The 18,331-nt window shown below is 68.6% G+C and carries 15 protein-coding genes; 5 read left to right on the top strand and 10 right to left on the bottom strand.

Translation table 11 applies throughout. The annotated features are described in order from the left end of the window. Positions 1-69 precede the first annotated feature (69 nt). Positions 70-1,242: a thiolase family protein gene (locus ACWDU4_RS16375; RefSeq protein WP_450114960.1), complete on the bottom strand. Its 1,173-nt coding sequence runs from the start codon at positions 1,240-1,242 to the stop codon at positions 70-72. A gap of 445 nt (positions 1,243-1,687) precedes the next feature. Next, a complete protein-coding gene (locus ACWDU4_RS16370) occupies positions 1,688-1,930 on the bottom strand; it encodes a helix-turn-helix domain-containing protein (protein WP_450114959.1) in 243 nt (80 codons plus the stop codon). An 18-nt stretch (positions 1,931-1,948) separates the two neighbouring features. Here ACWDU4_RS16370 and ACWDU4_RS16365 point away from each other — a divergent pair, with 18 nt between their 5' ends. Further along, positions 1,949-2,257 (top strand): hypothetical protein, encoded by a 309-nt coding sequence (locus ACWDU4_RS16365; RefSeq protein ID WP_450114958.1) that lies wholly within the window; start codon positions 1,949-1,951, stop codon positions 2,255-2,257. A 470-nt stretch (positions 2,258-2,727) separates the two neighbouring features. Here ACWDU4_RS16365 and dnaB read toward each other — a convergent pair whose 3' ends face one another. The 5 genes from dnaB to rpsF form a co-directional block, all read right to left on the bottom strand. Then, positions 2,728-4,971, bottom strand: coding sequence for a replicative DNA helicase (gene dnaB, locus ACWDU4_RS16360; RefSeq protein ID WP_450114957.1), 2,244 nt, complete (start codon positions 4,969-4,971; stop codon positions 2,728-2,730). A 559-nt stretch (positions 4,972-5,530) separates the two neighbouring features. Continuing rightward, positions 5,531-5,986, bottom strand: a complete 456-nt coding sequence (rplI, locus tag ACWDU4_RS16355) for a 50S ribosomal protein L9 (RefSeq protein ID WP_450114956.1) — start codon at positions 5,984-5,986, stop codon at positions 5,531-5,533. A 17-nt stretch (positions 5,987-6,003) separates the two neighbouring features. Next, positions 6,004-6,246, bottom strand: coding sequence for a 30S ribosomal protein S18 (gene rpsR / locus ACWDU4_RS16350; protein ID WP_007537290.1), 243 nt, complete (start codon positions 6,244-6,246; stop codon positions 6,004-6,006). 48 nt (positions 6,247-6,294) lie between these two features. After that, on the bottom strand, positions 6,295-6,810 hold the full coding sequence (locus tag ACWDU4_RS16345; protein ID WP_450114955.1) for a single-stranded DNA-binding protein: 516 nt from the start codon (positions 6,808-6,810) through the stop codon (positions 6,295-6,297). Positions 6,811-6,895: 85 nt separating this feature from the next. After that, complete coding sequence (rpsF, locus tag ACWDU4_RS16340) at positions 6,896-7,183, bottom strand: 30S ribosomal protein S6 (protein ID WP_450114954.1); 288 nt, start codon at positions 7,181-7,183, stop codon at positions 6,896-6,898. A gap of 171 nt (positions 7,184-7,354) precedes the next feature. Between rpsF and ACWDU4_RS16335 the strand changes: the two genes are divergently transcribed. Continuing rightward, positions 7,355-8,722, top strand: a complete 1,368-nt coding sequence (locus ACWDU4_RS16335) for a glycosyltransferase 87 family protein (RefSeq protein ID WP_450114953.1) — start codon at positions 7,355-7,357, stop codon at positions 8,720-8,722. A 213-nt stretch (positions 8,723-8,935) separates the two neighbouring features. Beyond that, on the top strand, positions 8,936-11,284 hold the full coding sequence (locus ACWDU4_RS16330) for an arylsulfatase (protein WP_450114952.1): 2,349 nt from the start codon (positions 8,936-8,938) through the stop codon (positions 11,282-11,284). Positions 11,285-11,586: 302 nt separating this feature from the next. On the opposite strand, the gene ACWDU4_RS16325 is transcribed toward ACWDU4_RS16330, so the two are convergent. The 3 genes from ACWDU4_RS16325 to ACWDU4_RS16315 all read right to left on the bottom strand — a co-directional run bounded on the left by ACWDU4_RS16325 (position 11,587) and on the right by ACWDU4_RS16315 (position 16,422). Beyond that, the gene (locus ACWDU4_RS16325) at positions 11,587-13,200 is read right to left on the bottom strand and encodes a glycosyltransferase family 87 protein (protein ID WP_450114991.1); all 1,614 of its coding nucleotides are present in this window, start codon (positions 13,198-13,200) and stop codon (positions 11,587-11,589) included. A gap of 24 nt (positions 13,201-13,224) precedes the next feature. Next, positions 13,225-15,414, bottom strand: coding sequence for a transglycosylase domain-containing protein (locus tag ACWDU4_RS16320; RefSeq protein WP_450114990.1), 2,190 nt, complete (start codon positions 15,412-15,414; stop codon positions 13,225-13,227). A 582-nt stretch (positions 15,415-15,996) separates the two neighbouring features. After that, positions 15,997-16,422, bottom strand: a complete 426-nt coding sequence (locus ACWDU4_RS16315; protein ID WP_450114951.1) for a DUF5318 domain-containing protein — start codon at positions 16,420-16,422, stop codon at positions 15,997-15,999. 146 nt (positions 16,423-16,568) lie between these two features. On the opposite strand from ACWDU4_RS16315, the gene ACWDU4_RS16310 reads away from it, so the two are divergent. Continuing rightward, the gene (locus tag ACWDU4_RS16310; protein ID WP_450114950.1) at positions 16,569-17,423 is read left to right on the top strand and encodes a DUF1707 SHOCT-like domain-containing protein; all 855 of its coding nucleotides are present in this window, start codon (positions 16,569-16,571) and stop codon (positions 17,421-17,423) included. Positions 17,424-17,428: 5 nt separating this feature from the next. Next, positions 17,429-18,214, top strand: coding sequence for a DUF1707 SHOCT-like domain-containing protein (locus tag ACWDU4_RS16305; RefSeq protein ID WP_450114949.1), 786 nt, complete (start codon positions 17,429-17,431; stop codon positions 18,212-18,214). Positions 18,215-18,331 lie beyond the last annotated feature (117 nt).

Here is an 18,331-nt window from a genome sequence, read left to right as displayed (position 1 = left end):
ATCCACGCCCGGCCCCACCACCCCTGGATGGACCCCGCGGTCCCGGGGCCGAGCCCCGGTCAGGTCACGTCAGGCGAGGGATTCGAAGACTGTCGCGTTGGCGGTGCCGCCGCCCTCGCACATCGTCTGGAGCCCGTAGCGGCCACCGGTTCGGGCCAGGTGGCCGATCAGCGTCGCCGCCAAACGGGCGCCCGAAGCACCCAGCGGATGACCCAGCGCGATCGCTCCGCCGAGGGGATTCAGGGCCGCGTCCGACGCACCGGTCTCGGCCTGCCAGGCCAGGGGAACCGAGGCGAAGGCCTCGTTGACCTCGAACGCGTCGATATCGGAGATCGACAGACCGGCCCGCTTCAGCGCGAGCGCGGTCGCCGGGATGGGGCCGGTGAGCATCTTGACCGGATCGTCGCCGGTGACCACCGCGGTGTGGATTCGCGCCAACGGGCGAACACCGAGCTGCGCCGCCTTCTCCGAGGTGGTGATGAGCAGCGCCGCCGCACCGTCGGAAATCTGCGATGCGTTACCCGCCGTGATCACGCCGTCCTGAAGGAAGGGCGCCTTCAGAGTGGCCAGCTTGTCCACCGTCGAGCCGCGCCGGATTCCCTCGTCGGCGCCAACGACTCCGTCCGCGGTGCGCACGGCGACGATCTCGTCGTCGAACGCTCCGCTGTCCTGCGCCGCGGCTGCCCGCTCGTGCGAACGCACCGAGTACTCGTCGAGCTGCGCCCGCGACAGGCCCCACTCCCGCGCGATCAACTCGGCACCGGCACCCTGATTGAAGCGGCCACCGAAGCCGGGAGCAGTGAGCGCCTCGGCATAGCGATCGACCGCCGGCCCACCCATCTCACCGGCACCTTCGACGGTCGCCGCACCCATCGGAACGCTGGACATCATCTCGACACCGCCAGCGACCACCATGTCGGCGTGGCCTGCGATCACGGTCGCGGCCGCAGTGGAGATGGCCTGCTGCGAAGAGCCGCACTGGCGGTCTATCGTGAACCCGGGAACGCTCTCCGGCCACCCCGCGGCCAGCACTGCCATCCGTGCGACGTTTCCGGACTGCTGGCCCACGCTGATCACGTTGCCCCAATGCACGTCGTCTACGAGAACCGGATCGATTCCTGCCCGCTCGACGAGCGCCTTCAGCACTTGAGCCGAGGCATCGACCGCGTGCAGCGCAGCCAGCCCTCCCGCTCGCTTTCCAATGGGCGTCCGTGCCAGCGAAATTACGACAGCGTCCCTCATGGTCTCTCCTTCATCGGTCGATGGTCAGCACGATCAGTTTGAGCATAATTGTTGTACTATATATCGAAGCTGTTGTGCGTCAACTCGGCTGCCGCGACCATACGTCCGCCGAACATTCGCAGAGTGCGATCATCGCGACGATCCCTTACCCGCAAGACCCAGGGGAGTCGACAGACCATCGTGACCGAGTTGCGGAAGCTTGTCGGTTCGAAGCTTTGGCGTACCTGGCAGACATCACTGATACGCCTACCGTCCAGCGTTGGGCGGACGGTGGTCCGTAGGCCGAAACCCCGCGTTGCGCGACCACGCACCTGCACAAGTGTTGAGGAAGGACAATTCGGCCAGCGCTCGGTGCGCGGTCGAGCGCGTAGCCCGCGAGTACTCTTCGCACGGGTTCAACAGCTGATCCCGTCCGCGTCACCGGTGTAATCGCACCTTCGTAACGTCAATTGACTCTCGTCGGCTTCGCAGCGCGAAACTGGCGCAACAGCTGTTCACCACCGACAGTCGGTGTCCTCCACACCCGGTCCCAAAGTTCCATTCCTGCTTCATCTTCAAGCCTGGCAAGTTGGACACACAGCACCGACGCATGCACGGCCATGTTGTCGGCTGCAGCTTGGATCGACTCACACCGAGCGATGATGTCGAAGCGTTCGAGTCGTGACCACGCTCCTCGGCCGGTGAGCACATTTCGCAGTGGCGGATCGTGACGGGGAGCTTCCTGTCTGGTCCGGATGGTTTCGGCGTCACTGTCTCCGCCGCGGCTTCTGTTGGGGATTCCGTATGCGGCGGTGAGCCTTTCGATTGTGGATTTGCTGACTCCGGCTTCGGTGGCGATCTGACCATGGGTGCGTTGGTCGACGAGGTAGCGCTCATACGCCTTTCATCGGAAACCCAACGCCTGGCGATAGTCAATATCACCTCGTCAACGGCGGCGCTTCAGTCTCCGCCGGCAAAACTACTGGACGGCTTGACCCTCACGGTAATCCTCAACAACACGATTCGGCGCGCATGAAGACCAGGTTGCTCGGGTTCTGCTGGCTCTGCGGGGGGTGTCTATGGACTCCCAAGCGATGCAGGGTTGGGCGTTCACCTAGGGTGGTCGGCGAGAACCCCGAACAGCTCGCGCAATATTCCGCGACATCAACCGGGCAGCACCCGCGTGTTTGGAACGTCATTCAAGCCATGTATGGAGACGTCCTGCACGAGCGGGTCGATTCAGGGAGCGATGACAGTAGATCTAGGCTGCTTCCGCCCAACGCCCGCAGCCACTGCACACGCGCGGCCACACCGGGAAATTTCCCGTCCCCTGTGGCACTTCGTGCCACAGCCCGTTCCTTCTCGAATCCGCCCACGAAGTCGGCTTATCAAATGGGACCGTTTAGGACATATAGGTGGGATTTATGACAAGTGCGAGACATATAGGTCCGGAAATGGCCATCTAGATGCGGAACCTACACTCCTCCTACCACTACTGTTCCTACCCTACCCCCGCGCCATGTCGACGAAGCGTGAGTAATGCAGTTGGTGCGCAACGGTAATCGTGGCCGTCGGACCGCCTCGGTGCTTGCCGAGGATGATGTCGGCCTCGCCGCCGCGGGGGTCGTCGCGTTCGAAGGCGTCGGGGCGGTGCAGCAGCATGACCATGTCGGCGTCCTGCTCGAGGGAGCCGGACTCACGGAGGTCGGAGACCTGGGGGCGCTTGTCGGTACGCTGCTCGGGGCCACGGTTGAGCTGACAGATCGCGACCACCGGAACCTCGAGTTCCTTCGCGAGAAGCTTGAGGCTACGCGAGAATTCGGAGACCTCCTGCTGCCGGGACTCGACCTTCTTGCCGGACGTCATCAGCTGCAGGTAGTCGAGGACGACGAGTTTGATGTCGTGTTTCTGCTTGAGCCGCCGTGCTTTTGCGCGGATCTCCATCATCGTCAGGTTGGGGGAGTCGTCGATGTAGAGCGGGGCCTCGCTGATCTCGCTCATGCGCCGCGCCAGTCGCGTCCAGTCGTCGTCGGTCATCTTGCCGGACCGCATGTCCGACAGCTTGATCTTCGCCTCCGCGGACAGCAGACGCATGACGATCTCGGTCTTGCTCATCTCCAGTGAGAACAGGACGCTGGCCATGCCGTGCTTGACCGAGCACGAGCGCATGAAATCCATGCCGATGGTGGAGTTGTGCGTCGGCACCATCGAGTGGCCGGCGAGGTACAGGTGCTCGGCGTTGTCGACCTCGACGCACCGCACCGGGACACTGTCGACGCGGCGGACGGCGACGATCCGGCGGACACCGCACCGCTCCGCGTGATGTCCACGAAGTTTCTTGTGTAGCAGCGCCTTACGCGGCCCACCGAACACGTCGTCCTCGGTTGCGAAGGTCACCGTCGCGCCGGCGACCCGGGACTCGTAGCCCAGGCCCGCGAGCAGCTCGGCGAGGTCGGTGGCGAAGTCGGCGTTCGGCGCGGACACCCGCACGGTGCCGTCCGCTTCGACGTCCGCGACGGTGTCCAGCACTCCGGCCAGCAGCGTGCGCCGCTGTGGCTCGGACGCGCGCTGGTAGCGCGGCGGGATCCGGTGCTCGCCGCCGTCGCCGATCGCGGTGAGGTCCGCGTCGTCCTCGGCCTCGATCCGCATGACCACCTCGGGATCGACCGCCGACGCGGCCACGGTCCCGTCGCCGAGCCAGGCGCCGAGCGAGTACGGCGGCACCGGCAGCTCCTCGTGCGGCAGCTGCAACGCCCGCGTGTTGGCCACCACGTGCCCCGCGTCGGCGGTGGCGGCGATGTCGCCGGTGATCCGCACGGCGGCGGTTCCGTCGACCTCCGTCAGCCACTGGTGCTGCTCGTCGGCGACGAGGACGGTGCCGTCGGAGAACTCGACCTCGTAGCAGGGCCGCCCGGTCATCACCTCGGTCGCGGCGACGACGGTGGTGGGCCTGCCGTGCGCGTCGACGAGCCGGTCGCCGACGGCGACCTCGCCCATCGTGGTCCAGCCGGTCGGGGTGGGCAGGGGAGTGTCGAGGGCGAGCGCCTTGCCGACGCCGGGTCGGGCCGCGACGATGATCATCTGTCCCGGGTGCAGGCCGTTGGTGATCTCGTCGAGCTCGCTGAAGCCGGTGGGAACACCGAGCGAGATACCGCCGCGGCTGGCGATGGAGTCGATCTCGTCCATCGTCGGCTGCAGCAGTTCCTCGAGGATCACGAAGTCCTCGGCGGTGCGGCGCTCGGTGACGTCGTACAGCTCGGCCTGGGCGCGGTCGACGACCTCCGAGGCATCCTGACCGTCGGCGCCGGCGTACCCGTACTGGACGATGCGGGTGCCCGCCTCGACCAGCCGTCGCAGGATCGACTTCTCCGCGACGATCTCGGCGTAGTACCCGGCGTTCGCCGCTGTGGGCACCGCCTGGGTGAGCGTCACGAGGTAGGGCGCACCGCCGATGCGGCGCAGCTCGCCCTTGCGCTCGAGTTCGGCGGCGACGGTGACCGGGTCGGCGGGCTCACCGCGCGAGTAGAGGTCCAGGATCGCGTCGTACACGCTCTGATGGGCAGGCCGGTAGAAGTCGCCGGGGCGCAGCTTCTCGAGCACGTCCGCGATCGCGTCCTTGCTCAGCAGCATGCCGCCGAGCACGGACTGCTCCGCGGTCATGTCCTGCGGGGGCTGACGCCCGAAGTCCTCCCGGGGCGGCTCGTCCGGCTCCGGGTAGTCCGAGTGCCCACGATCGTCGACAACCGCCACGCGATAACCGTCCTCTCCCGCAAGTACGAGCCCGCTGCAGAAGACCGTGCAACCGGCACCATACGAAATAGATACGCGCCCACACCGACACGGTTCTCCGGTCGGGCCGGAAGACCCGTCCCGGACCGCCTCGCGGACACGCCCGCGACGACGTTATGCACAGCGGCCGCCCGGATCAACACGGCTTGTGCACACAGCTGTGGATGAATTGTGGAATCGCCAGCAACGGGTTGTTCACCACCTGGGGACAACATGAGGATAACGAAGATCACACATCCCAAGACTGCAGGTCAGACGACATTTTTCTGTTCACACAGCTGTGGAGGAAGACTCGTCCGGCGTGTCGTCGCCGATCGGAGGTCGGGCGTGTTGCGCATTTCACCCCCTTTCGCAACGTGAAATGGCACACAGTGACAGATAACACCTGTCGGACGCTCGTTTAGGTGTCGGTCACAACCCCGTACACCTGCCGGTTTCGCGTGAAACCGAGCCTGAAACACAAACAGCAGGGCCCCGCAGACCGGGGTCTGCGGGGCCCTGCTGTCGAACGGGTGACGGACTAGCCGGCAACCACGTTCAGGTGGAACTTGGCGGTCACGTCCGGGTGCAGGTTGATCAGCACCAGGTGCTTGCCGACGGCCTTGATGTGGGCCTTCGGCAGCTCGACGATCCGCTTGTCGACCACGGGGCCACCCGCGGCCTTGATGGCGCCGGCAACGTCGGCGGCCGTAACCGAACCGAACAGCTTGCCCGAGTCGCCGGCCGTCTTGACGGACAGCGAGATGCCCTCGATGCCCTCGATGGCGGCCTTGAGCTCCTTGGCGTGGTCCAGGCCGCGCACCGCGCGGGCCTCCTGGGCACGACGGATGCCCTCGACCTGCTTCTCGGCGCCACGGGTGGCGACGATCGCCAGGCCGCGGGGCAGCAGGTAGTTGCGGCCGTAGCCGTCCTTGACCTCCACGGTGTCGCCGGGCGCACCGAGGTTGTCCACGTCAGCAGTGAGGATCAGCTTCATGTCTTCCCTCCCTTTCCTTAGCGAGCCGTAGAGACGTAAGGAAGCAGGGCCACCTCACGCGAGTTCTTCACGGCAACCGCGACGTCCCGCTGGTGCTGGACGCAGTTGCCGGTGACACGGCGCGCGCGGATCTTGCCGCGGTCGCTGACGTACTTACGCAGCAGCGTCGTGTCCTTGTAGTCGATCTGCACGTTCTTTTCCTTGCAGAAGGTGCAGACCTTCTTCTTCATCACCTTGTCGCGCAACGGCGGCTTCGGCATTGTCCTTCTCCGTACTTCTCAATGTTCATCGCGTCCGACCCCGGAGGGTCAGAACGGCGGTTCGTCGTTTCCACCGCCACCGAAGGAACCGGACGCCTGCGGGGCGCTGCCCCACGGGTCGTCGGTCGGCCCGGCCGCGGGGCGTCCACCGCCCGCGCCGCCCGAGGAACCGAAGCCGCCACCGCCGCCACCGCCACCGCGGTTGGCCTTGTTGACCTTGGCCGTGGCGTACCGGAGCGAGGGGCCGATCTCGTCGACCTCGAGCTCCACGACAGTGCGCTTCTCGCCCTCACGGGTCTCGTAGGACCGCTGCTTGAGCCGGCCCTGGACGATCACCCGCGAACCGCGAGTCAGCGACTCCGCGACGTTCTCCGCTGCCTCACGCCAGATGTTGCAGCGGAGGAACAGCGCTTCGCCGTCCTTCCACTCGTTGCTCTGGCGGTCGAACGTGCGGGGCGTGGACGCGACGGTGAAGTTCGCGACCGCGGCACCCGCGGGGGTGAAGCGGAGCTCGGGATCGGCCGTCAGGTTCCCGACGACGGTGATCACGGTGTCGCCTGCCATGTGGTTCCTCCTGCAGTGTGTGGAATCCAGATGCCCCGAGCCTAGGGCGTCGATACGACAGCCGTCGGGCCCGGCGCGGACAGGATCACTTGTTGTGGCGCAGAACCTTGGTGCGCAGCACCGACTCGTTCAGGCCGAGCTGGCGATCCAGCTCGTTGACCGTGTCCGGGGTCGCCTTCAGATCGATCACCGCGTAGATGCCTTCGCTGTGCTTGGCGATCTCGTAGGCGAGGCGACGCTTGCCCCAGATGTCGACGTTGTCGACGGAGCCGCCGTCCTTGCGGACAACATTGAGGAACGTATCCAGCGACGGGGCGACAGTGCGCTCGTCCAGGCTGGGGTCGAGAATGACCATCAGTTCGTAATGACGCATAAGACCTCATCACCTCCTATGGACTGTGAAACGGTCACGGACGTTCCGTGACAGGAGGGTCGTTGCGTCAGCAACCTTTGCAGGGTACACGAGGTGCCCCTGACCTGCGAAATCGCACCCCTCGCCGCGGCGGAACCGAGTCCCGGCGCCCGGGCACCTAGGGTGGGGCGCATGCGGACACCGGCCCGGGCCAGCACCACCACGACCGTCGCCGTGACCCTGGTGTGCGGCCTGACGCTGGCCCTGGCCTACCTGAACAAGGCCCGCTGCGCCGGCGCCCCGTTCGACGCCCTCGGCCGCAGCCTGGTCTTCGACCGGATCAAGGACTCGTCCGTCTGCTACTCGGACATCCAGTTCCTGTGGATCGGCCGCGACATCGACAACCACGTCTTCCCCTACCTGACCGGCGGCATCACCGACACGGGGGTCCTCACCGGCGGCACGGTGGAGTATCCGGTGCTCAGCGGGCTGCTGATGTGGCTCGGCGGCGTAGGCTCGCACACCGACGCCGAGTTCCTGCTGCATTCGGCGCTGATCCTGACGCCGTTCGGGCTCGCGACCGCGTGGATGCTGGGCAGGCTGGCCGGGTGGTCGGCGCTGCTGTGGTCGGCGGGACCGCCGCTGGTGCTGTACGCCTTCCACAACTGGGAACTGCCCGTGGTCGCCGCGGCCACCGCCGCGGTGTTCGTGGTCGCCGTATTCGACCGGGTGCCGCTGCGGACCCGGGGCGCCCTGGCGGCGGTGCTGCTGGCGGTCGGGTTCTGCCTGAAGATCTATCCGGGCGCGTTCGTGCTGCCGCTGATGGCGTACGTGTTCACCGGCGGCATCGGCGGACGGGAACTGCCGGCGACGGTGCCCGGCCGGTACGACCCGAAGGGAGCGCTCGCCGTCGCCGGCGCCGCGGTCGCGACGACGGTCGCGATCAACCTGCCGTTCGCCGCGCTGGGCTGGCAGGGGTGGCTCGCATCGTTCGCGTTCCAGTCGGACCGCCAGGCGGACATCACCACGAATTCGGTGTGGTACTGGGGAGTTCGGCACCTGTTCACCTCGGGGGAGGGCCCGGACAGCGACTACGCCCACTTCGTGTCGGTGGCGTCGCCGCTGTTGATCTTCGCCGCGTTCGCGGCGGCGGTGTGGCTGGGGTGGCGGCGCCACCAGCGGGAGGGCACCTACCCGTGGGTGGCGGTCAGCGCCGCGATGCTGTGCGGATTCATGTTGCTGCACAAGGTGCATTCGCCGCAGTACACGTTGTGGCTGATCCCGTTCCTGGTGCTGCTACGGGTGCCGTGGACGCTGGTCGGCGCCTACCTGCTCGCCGACCTGGCGATGGGTGTCGGCGTGTTCCGGTACTTCGCCGCGCTCGGCGCCGGCGCGGACGCCTCCACCGAGGAGGTGTTCGTCGAGATCGGTGTCTGGGGTCGCGCCGCGCTGCTGGTCGTGTTCTACGTCCTCTTCCTGCGGGCCCGGCCCCGTACCCCCGCGGCCGAGCCCGTTCCCCACGCCGAGCCGACCCCCACGACCACCGCACGCACCGGATGACCGAATCCCACAGGCGGCGGCGGTCATTCGACACCCTCGACGTGAGGTTCACACTGTCGTGGCCCCGGGGGCGGCGATAGGCTCGGATTCGCGGTGCCCCACTTCGACGGTGTACGCGACTCGGACGTCCACGGCCCGAGCGTGCCGAGGTGTGCCCCAAGCGGGGGTACCGCGGTCGTCGGGCCACGCGTCAGCCGACCGAGGAGCGCCGCCATGGCCTATCGGGGCAAGATCAACATCGACATTCGCGACTCCGAGCCGGACTGGGAGCCCTTTCTCGCGCCCCGGGCGCCGGAGGGTGCACCGAACGTGCTGATGATCGTCTGGGACGACGTCGGGTACGGCACGATGGACGTGTTCGGCGGGCCGGTGGAGACCCCAACCATGCGGCGCATCGCCGAACGAGGGGTGCGGTACGCGAACTTCCACACCACCGCGCTGTGCTCCCCGACGCGGGCCTCGCTGCTGACGGGCCGCAACGCGACCACCAACGGGATGGCGACGGTCGCGGAGCTCAGCGCCGGGTACCCGGGATTCTCCACCCGGATCCCGTTCGAGAGCGGCCTGCTGTCGGAGGTGCTCGCCGAGCACGGCTGGAACACCTACTGCGTCGGCAAATGGCATCTGACGCCGGGAGACGAGACCGGGATGTCGGCGTTCAAGGGCCGGTGGCCGCTCGGCCGCGGGTTCGAACGCTTCTACGGATACCTCGGCGGGGAGTCGAGCAGTTGGTACCCCGACCTCGTGTACGACAACCACCCCATCGACGCCCCCGGCACCCCGGAGGACGGATATCACCTGTCGAAAGACCTGGCGGACAGGTCGATTCAGTTCATCCGCGACGCCAAGGTGATCGAACCAGAGAAGCCGTTCCTGCTGTATCTCGCCCCGCAGGCCGGGCACGCCCCGCACCACGTGTTCGCCGAGTGGGCCGACCGGTACCGGGGCGTGTTCGACGAGGGCTACGAGGCCATCCGACCTCGAATCCTGCAGCGCCAGAAGGAACTCGGCCTGCTCCCCGCCGACACCGAGCTCTCGCCGATCAACCCGCACGGCGAGCCGGACGTCACGGGACCCGACGGACAGCCGTGGCCGATGCTCGACACCGTCCGCCCGTGGGACTCGCTCACCGACGACGAGCGACGCCTGTTCATCCGCATGGCCGAGGTGTTCGCCGGGTACATCTCCTACGCCGACGACCAGATCGGCCGGGTGATCGACCATCTCGAGGAGTCGGGGCAGCTCGACAACACGATCGTGGTCGTGATCTCCGACAACGGCGCCAGCGGGGAGGGCGGGCCCAACGGGTCCTTCAACGAGTGGCGCTTCTTCAACGGGATGCTCGACTCCGCCGAGGAGACGTTGCCGCACATCGACGAACTCGGCGGGCCGGTGTCGTACAACCACTACAACACCGGTTGGGCGTGGGCGTTCGACACCCCGTTCCCGTACTGGAAGCGGTGGGCCGGTTACGAGGGCGGCGTCGCCGACATGTGCCTGGTGTCGTGGCCGGCGAAGATCCCGGCACAGGAACAACCACGGCAGCAGTACGTGCACGCCGTCGACGTCGTTCCCACCCTGTACGAGCTGCTCGACATCGATCCGCCGGAAACATTGAAGGGCCACACACAGATTCCGATCGAGGGCGAGAGCTTCGCGGCGTCACTCACCGATCCCGAAGTGCCCGGGAAACGGACGCAGTTCTACACCATGCTCGGCCAGCGTTCGATCTACCACGACGGGTGGCTGGCCTGTTCCCAGCATCCGCCGCTGTCGGGCTGGGGCCACTTCGACCACGACCGCTGGGAGCTTTACCGCCTGGATCTGGACCGGTCCCAGTCCACCGACCTCGCGGCCGACGAACCCGATCGGCTCGAAGCACTCAAGGGGATGTGGTTCTACTACGCGGGCCGCTACAACGGCCTCCCGCTCGACGACCGCAACACCCTCGAACAGATCCTCGCCGACCGGCCGCGGGCCGGCGTCGCCCGGGACCAGTACGTCTACTACCCCGGCAGCGCGGACGTGCCGGAGCCGGCCGGCGTCTCGATCGTCGGCCGCTCGTTCACGATCGCCGCGGGCGTCGATGTCGCCGCCCCCGACGCGGAGGGGGTGTTGTACGCGCACGGCGGGACGGCGGGCGGCCACAGCCTCTACGTCAAGGACCACCGGCTGCACTACACGTTCAACTGGGTGGGTACACACCTGCAGGAAGTGGTCGCCGACCGGCCCATCGAACCCGGAAGACACATCTGCACAGCCGAATTCGTCGCCGAAGGGAAGAACACGGACCCGGCCATGCCGGGATTCTCGGGCACCCTCAACCTGTACCTCGACGACCAGCGGGTCGCCACCGACCACCTCGTCACCCAACCCGGCCCGTTCTGTGCCGTCGGGGACGGCATCTGCGCCGGCCGCGACAGCGCGTCGCCCGTGACCCCCGACTACCGGTCGCCGTTCCCGTTCACGGGCGGCACCATCGACAAGGTCGTCGTCGACGTCTCCGGCGAGCGGTATCTCGACCACGAGGCAACGGTGCGAGGCTGGTTCCTCACCGACTGACCCGAACGAGCCCCCGCCGAGGGTCGGGGTTTCGGCGGGGGCTCGTTTCGACGCATGTCGTCAGAGGACGCTGCCGAGGCCGCCGAGCAGACCGCCCAGCACACCGCCCAGCAGTTCCAGCAGGCCGTTGACGGCCAGCCCGAGAGTTCCGAGAAGCATTCGTGTACACCTCCTTTCCTTTGTAGCAGTGATTGAGCGTTAAACACTAACAACGACGTGGCGAAGCCGCGTGGATTGAACATCCGTGTCGCGCCTCGAACGCGCGGCCCGGACGGATCGCCGCGAAGGCAGGAGAGGTCGGGTCAGCGCGCGACGGCCTGCGGGCCCGCGACCGACCAGGCGATCGACGTGGTCCTCGGACGCAGCCACCGCGGCAACCAGTGCGGCGGCGCGTCGGGTGCGCCGTCGAGGACGCCGCCGACCGGGTCGTCCACCCCGGCACCGCGCACCAGATCCTCCGCGGGCCGGTAGATCTGCCGAACGATCATGGCGCACAGGGCGAGCACCGCCAGGTCCCGGACCACGACGGTGGCGGTGAACCACTGCTCGGGCAGCCCCTTGTTGCCGACGCCGAGGTAGTAGTACATCCTCGGCACCCACACCAGGGCGTCGATCGTCATCCACGCCAACAGGATCCGGCGGTGCGGCAGCGCCAGCACCGCCAGCGGCACCAGCCACAGCGAGTACTGCGGGCTCCACACCTTGTTGGTCAGCAGGAACCCGGCGACGACCAGGAAGCACAGTTGCGCGACCCGCGGCCTGCGCGGCGCCGTCAACGCGATCCACCCGACACCGACGCACACCGCCACGAACAGCAACAGCGACACCGTGTTCAGGATCGTCGGGCTCTCACCGCGGGCAAGCACGCCGTCGAATCCCGCCCACCCGGTGAACGAGGAGACCACGTTGTACAACGAATCCGGGTCGGCGCCGCGCTCGGAGTTGAGCCGGAAGAACTCGCGCCACCCGTTCGGGAAGGCCAGGGCGATCGGCAGATTCACAAGCAGCCACGCCGCCGCGGCCGCGGCCGTCGCGCGCCACCAGTCGCGGAGCCGACCGGCGCGCAGGCACAGCACCAGCAGGGGACCGAGCAGCATCAGCGGGTACAGCTTCGTGGCCCCGCCCAGCCCGAGCAGCACCCCGGCCAGGACCGGCCGCCGCCGCGCCCAGGCGAGCAGTCCGGTACCCGCGAACGCCGTTGCCAGCGGATCGAAATTGGTGAACGCGTGCACCACCACCAGCGGCGAGACCGCGACCAGCGCCGCGTCCCAGACCCGGCGGCCTGCCAGCAGCACCGTCGACCACACCGTCACCAGCCAGGCCAGCGCCAGGCCGAACGCGACGACGTTGAAGTAGAGCACGACCTGCAGCGCGCCCGGCAGCCACGGCGTCGCGTGCCACGCCTTCGCGACCGTCATCGACGCGTACTGGTACAACCCGGCCAGCACCGGGTACTCCATGTACCGGGTCTGCACCGACCCGTCGGGAGCCGGTTCCTCCCACGACTTCTTGTACGGGAACGCACCCTCGTCGAGGCGTTCGGCCCCGTACAACGGCACGGTGTCCGAGTAGCACAGCGCGGTGTACTGACGGCTGCCGCTCCAGTCCAGTCCGAGCGCGCCGTCCGGCCCGTTCGGGGCCTGCTGGATGCACGCCGCCTTCGTCGACCAGCCGAGGCCGAGAAAGATCACCGCCAGCAGCAGGATCACCCGCAGCGGGGTCCAGAACCGCTGCCGCCCGATCAGGGCTCGGCGGCCCACCGGCCCGCCGAGCACCGACGACGCCTGCGCGGTCAGCGGGTCGGTGCGGCCGGGCAGGTCCCGGTCCGCGGACCGCCGGTCGTCCGCGAGCACGGCCGGCGATCCCAACGCCCGGTCCGCCGCACCCTCCGCTGTGCTGTCCCCTGAGTCCTCCACCACCGACGCGACGTTACCGACCGGCTAGCCGCCCTGTCCCCGCGGCACGGCCTGCCGCGCGCCCGGTTGCGCGACCTCGTCCTCCCCGGTGGTCGGCTGCCCGGGCAGCGGACCGGCGGTCGTCGCCGCGGGTGCCTGGGTGGTGGGCGCCGGCTTGAGGCCGGGGATCGGGATGGTGACGCCCGGCAGGATCTCCACCGGCGTCTGCGTGACCTCCATGGGCGGCAGCGTGAGCTGCGGAACGGACGTGCTCGACGGGGGAGCGGCGGTGGTCTTCGGCGGGGTGTACGGCGCGGTGTACGCGGGCACACCGGCCTGCCCGCCGATCGCGTCCGGCGTCGGGAACGACTCGACGTCGGTGCCCTCGAGCGCACCGTCCATCGTCGCCTTCCAGATGTCCGACGGCAGACCCGAGCCGTACATCAGGCCGCCCCACGAGTTCTGCAGCGGCAGGCCCTGTTCGGTGCCGACCCAGACCGCGGTCGCCAGCGAGGGCGTGTAGCCGACCATCCAGGCGTCCTTGTTCTGCCCGGTGTCCCCGAGCTGCGCGGTGCCGGTCTTCGCCGCCGACGGGCGACCGCCGGCGAGGCCGTGGCCCCGCGAGTAGGCGGCGATCGGCTGCATCGCGGCGGTCACGTTGTCCGCGACGGCCGGCTTGAGCCGGGCCTCACCGACGGAGGCGCCGCCCCGGTCGAGCAGCACCGTGCCGTCCGCGGTGACGACCTTCTGGACGAAGTGCGGCGTGCGGTACACACCGGACGCGGCGAGCGTCGCGTACGACGACGCCATGTCGATGACGCGGGACTGGTACTGGCCGAGCACGATGCCGTTCTCGGACTTGCCGTTCGACTCCTGCAGGCTGGTGCCCGCGACACCCGGGATGTCCTCCGGGATGCCCGCCTTGTGCGCGATCTCGGCGATCTTCTCCGGGCCGTTCTCGATCGAGAGCATCTGCCGGTAGAAGCTGGTGTTCAGCGACCGCTTGAGCGCCTCGGCGATGGTGCAGGTGCCGCAGGACTCGCCCTCGACGTTGGTGATGGTGACCCCGCCCAGGGTCAGCGAGCTGCTGTCGTACATCTTCGACAGCGGGATGCCCTCGTTCAGCGCCGACGCCAGACCGAACACCTTGAACGACGAGCCGGTCTGCAGTCCGGCCTGCGCGAAGTCGTAGCCCGACCCCTCGGCGCCGCCGTAGTAGGCCTTGACGCCACCGGTCTTCGGGTCGATCGAGACGACCGCGGTCCGCAGTTCCTCGTTCTCACCCTCCATGTTGGTGGTGACCGCGTCCACCGCGGCCTGCTGCGCCTGGTCGTCGATGGTGGTGGTGATCTGCAGGCCCTCGGTGTTGAGGACCTGCTCGTTGATGCCGTTGGCCTCGAGTTCCTTGACCACCTGGTTGCGGATCAGGCCGGCCGGGCCGCTGCCGACGGCGCCGGTGTCCACCTCGGACAGCGGGACCACGTGCGGGTACACCATCCCCGAGCGCTGCCCGGAGTCGAGCGTCTTGGCTCCGACCATGCCGTCGAGGACGTAGCCCCAGCGGGTTTCGGCGCCGGTCGGGTTGGTGGACGGGTCCAGGCCGTACGGCTGCTGGATGGTCGCGGCCAGGACCGCGCCCTCCTCCACCGTGAGCTCCTCGATGGGCTTGTCGAAGTACGCCTGCGAGGCGGCCGCGATGCCGAACACGCCGCGCCCGAACGGGATGGTGTTCAGGTAGGCGGCGAGGATGTCGTCCTTCGACCACTGCTGCGCCATCTTCGCGGAGATCACCAGCTCCCGCATCTTGCGGGTGATCGACCGCTCGGATCCGACCATCGCGTTCTTGACGTACTGCTGCGTGATCGTCGAACCGCCGCCGGCGCTGTCCTTACCGAGCACGTTGTCGCGTGCGGCGCGGGCGAAGCCGCTGATCGAGAAGCCGGGGTTGGAGTAGAAGTCGCGATCCTCCGCCGCGAGCACGGCGTCGCGCACGTGCTTGGGGATCTGGTCGATGGAGACGTCGGTCCGGTTGCCCTCGGGCGGCACGATCGTGCTCAGCACCGTGTTGCCGTCGCTGGCGTAGATCGTGGCGACCTGGTTGGTCTTCATGTCACCGGGGCGCGGGACGTCCTGGGTGACGTAGGCGACCATGAACGCGAGCAGCGGCACGACCATGCCGAGCGCGACGAGGCTGTAGAGGGTGCGGCGGACGATCTTCCAGCGTTTCGACTTCATCTTCTTCGGGGGTTGGGGTGGCTGCCCGCCGGTGCCACCGGATCCGCCGGAGCGGCCGGTCGGCGGCGGGCCCGCCGGGGGACGGCCACCGCCGCTACCCGCCTGGGTGGGGCGCGACGGCGTGGACGGACGGGGCTGGGCGAGGGGACGGGCCTGCGCCGCCGCATTGGGTTGTGCGGGGTTCGACTGCCCGGAACGGGGCGCGGCGGGCCGCTGCGGCTGTGGCCGCGGGGCGCCCTGCGGGGGATACGGCTGACCGGGCCGCGGCTGGCCCGGCTGCGGCTGGCCCGGCTGGGGCTGCGGCCTGCCGCCGGGACCGGTGACGTAGCGCGGCGGCATCGGCCCCGGCTGTCCGGGCTGTCCCGGACGGCCGTAGCCGGGCGGCGGCTGGTTCGGCTGCGAGTACCCCGGAGGCCGCCCACCCGGCTGCGGGCCGGTGGGACGTGGCGCTCCGGTGGGTCGACCACCCTGCGGATCGTTGTAGGGGGAACTCACGTGGGGACTCTCCAGATACTCGCGTTGGACACGGCTGTGTCACTCGGTCTCAGCCGTTCGGGCTGCGGTCAAGGTCGTCGGTGCGGCTCACTCACTCGCCATGCGCCGGCTCGGGCTGCGGGTCGAGCGGGTTCGGGTCCGCTTCGGCGCGGGTACCGAGCCGAGGACGTACGACTGCACCAGGTGATTCCAGTTACACGTCCGGCAGACCTCGACGACATGCACCGAGAACTCCTCCTGAGAGGCCGCCAGCCGAACCAGTTCCTCCGCCGTCCGGGCCGATCCGGAGACCGGGCCCAGCTTGTCGCCGAACACCCACGAGACGAGGGTGAGCTGCTCCTTCCGGCAGATGGGGCAGGTCACCTCCGATGGTCGCCCGTGGAACTTCGCGGCCCGCAACAGGTAGGGACTGGCGTCGCACACCTCGGTGACCCCGGTCCGGCCGGAGAACACCTCGGCCAGCAGGGATCGCCGCTGGAGGGCGTAGTCCACCACCTGCCGCTGCAATCGCACGTTGACCAGAGTACGTGGGCAGGACCGTCGGGTCTCGGGTCGTCCTGCCGATTCCCCACGACACGCCGGGGGAAACGCCGACGACGAGCAGGTGTGACCGCAGTGACGATCCACACAGCGGCGGGCGGCTTCCTATCATTGCCGTCGTGGCACAGCGACAGACCACCCTGCGGGCACGCGACACCGATCGGGTGCAGACCTGCGGGCTCCTCGACGCCGCCCTCGGCGACGGCCAGCTCACCGACGACGAGCACCGCGACCGCACCCGCGCGGCCATGTCCGCGAAAACGCTGGCCGACCTCGACGCCACCATCGCCGACCTCCAACTGCCCGCACACACCACGATCTCCCGGCCGGCCCCGCGCCGTCCGGTCCCGGTCCGCACGTTCGCGGTCGGCACCGCCGCGGTCACCGCCGCCGCGGTCGCCGCGGTGGTGATGCTGTCCGGCACCGACGACGCCGAGCCGACGCCGACGGCCCCCGTCGCCCGTGCCGCCCCGGACACCCCGGCCGTCCCGCAGGATCCGTACGCCGATGTCGCGCCGATCGTGGTCGAGCGAATCGACCCGCTCACCGCCACCGGGGTTGGGAAGTTTCGGGACGCCTACCTGGCGAAGTTCGGTGACACCCTGGTCGACGACGTGACCTTCTACGACGAGTACGTCATCGCCGAGCGCGTGTTCGACGGCGAGCCGCGCCGCAGCCAGGACTGGTCGTTCCGGGGCGGATTCGCGAAGTCGGGCAGCCCGAACACGGGCCGCGACCCCGACCTGCCCCGACTCGACCTCGCCACCGTGAATCTCGACGCGCTGGCCGGATACCTGGCCGGGGCCGCAGAGAGCGTGCACGTCCCGAACGGGACCATCTCCCACGTGAGCATGAGCGCTGACGACGGACCCGAGGTGACGATCTACGTCAGCAACGACGACACCGGCATGAGCGGATATCTGGCCCTCACTCCCGAGGGCGACCGGACCCGCGTGTCCTACGGCGACCGGTAGCCGCGATGCGAAGCAATCCGGCACCCCGCCTGCGGGCCCGCGACAGTGACCGCGCCGGTGTCCGCGAACTCCTCGACACCGCCTACGCCGAGGGGCAGCTGTCCGCGGAGGAGTACCGGCAGCGGGCGGACGCGTCCGATCGGGCGCGGACCCTCGCCGAACTCGACGGCCTGGTCCGTGACCTGCAGGTTCGCGGTCAGATGACGGACCGGTTGCCGGTGCCGCGGGCCGAACACGCCCGCCGCTGGATCGCCGGACTCGTGGCCGCCGCCGTCGTCGTGGTCGGCGGTGCCGTCGTCGCGGCCCGGATCACCGGCGCCGACACCGAGGCTCCCGACGCGCGTCCCGGCACCCTGCTGTCGGCGGCCGGTCTGGCCCGGATCGTGTCCGAGCTGCACGACGGCTACGGCGATGCGCTGGTCGACGGCATGACCGTCTTCGCCGACTACGCGTCGATCGAGATCCCCGTCCCGGGCGCTCCGGGAATGTCGCGGGATCTGCGCTTCGACGAGGACGGGCTCTCGGACAGCGGCACCTCTCCGGGGCGCGACCGGGACACCGTGCCGGTCAACCTCGACGACCTGGACATGCGCGGGGTCGGCGGGCTGCTGCTCGGAGCCCCGCAGACGCTCGGCGTCCCGGAGCCGGACTCGACGCACCTGTCGGTCGACGACGGCGACGGGAATCCGGTGGTGTCGATTCACCTGTCGAACCAGGTGTCCGGGCGTACCGGCCACCTGACCGCCGGCATCGACGGCGAGGTCCGCTCCGTGTATCGCGCGGACGACTGACCCACGCGTCCTCCGGCACCCCGATCCGAGGCACGTACTTTTCGTCACACCTACTCGTGTCGCCGTGCCCAACTATATCGGTGCGATATAGTTGGAGGTCGCATCACACGGTTAGGT

This window comes from Rhodococcus sp. NPDC003348 (genome assembly GCF_053589375.1).
The sequence above is the reverse complement of the archived record's forward strand: the minus strand, read 5'-3'. Positions and strand labels throughout refer to the sequence as shown.

Coding starts and splice junctions, on each gene's coding strand:
- rpsR (WP_007537290.1), bottom strand. CDS start 6,246: ATGCCGAAGCCGCCGTTGCGCGACAAGGTGATGAAGAAGAAGGTCTGC.
- ACWDU4_RS16335 (WP_450114953.1), top strand. CDS start 7,355: ATGCGGACACCGGCCCGGGCCAGCACCACCACGACCGTCGCCGTGACC.
- ACWDU4_RS16345 (WP_450114955.1), bottom strand. CDS start 6,810: ATGGCAGGCGACACCGTGATCACCGTCGTCGGGAACCTGACGGCCGAT.
- ACWDU4_RS16375 (WP_450114960.1), bottom strand. CDS start 1,242: ATGAGGGACGCTGTCGTAATTTCGCTGGCACGGACGCCCATTGGAAAG.
- ACWDU4_RS16330 (WP_450114952.1), top strand. CDS start 8,936: ATGGCCTATCGGGGCAAGATCAACATCGACATTCGCGACTCCGAGCCG.
- ACWDU4_RS16305 (WP_450114949.1), top strand. CDS start 17,429: ATGCGAAGCAATCCGGCACCCCGCCTGCGGGCCCGCGACAGTGACCGC.
- rplI (WP_450114956.1), bottom strand. CDS start 5,986: ATGAAGCTGATCCTCACTGCTGACGTGGACAACCTCGGTGCGCCCGGC.
- rpsF (WP_450114954.1), bottom strand. CDS start 7,183: ATGCGTCATTACGAACTGATGGTCATTCTCGACCCCAGCCTGGACGAG.
- ACWDU4_RS16320 (WP_450114990.1), bottom strand. CDS start 15,414: ATGAAGTCGAAACGCTGGAAGATCGTCCGCCGCACCCTCTACAGCCTC.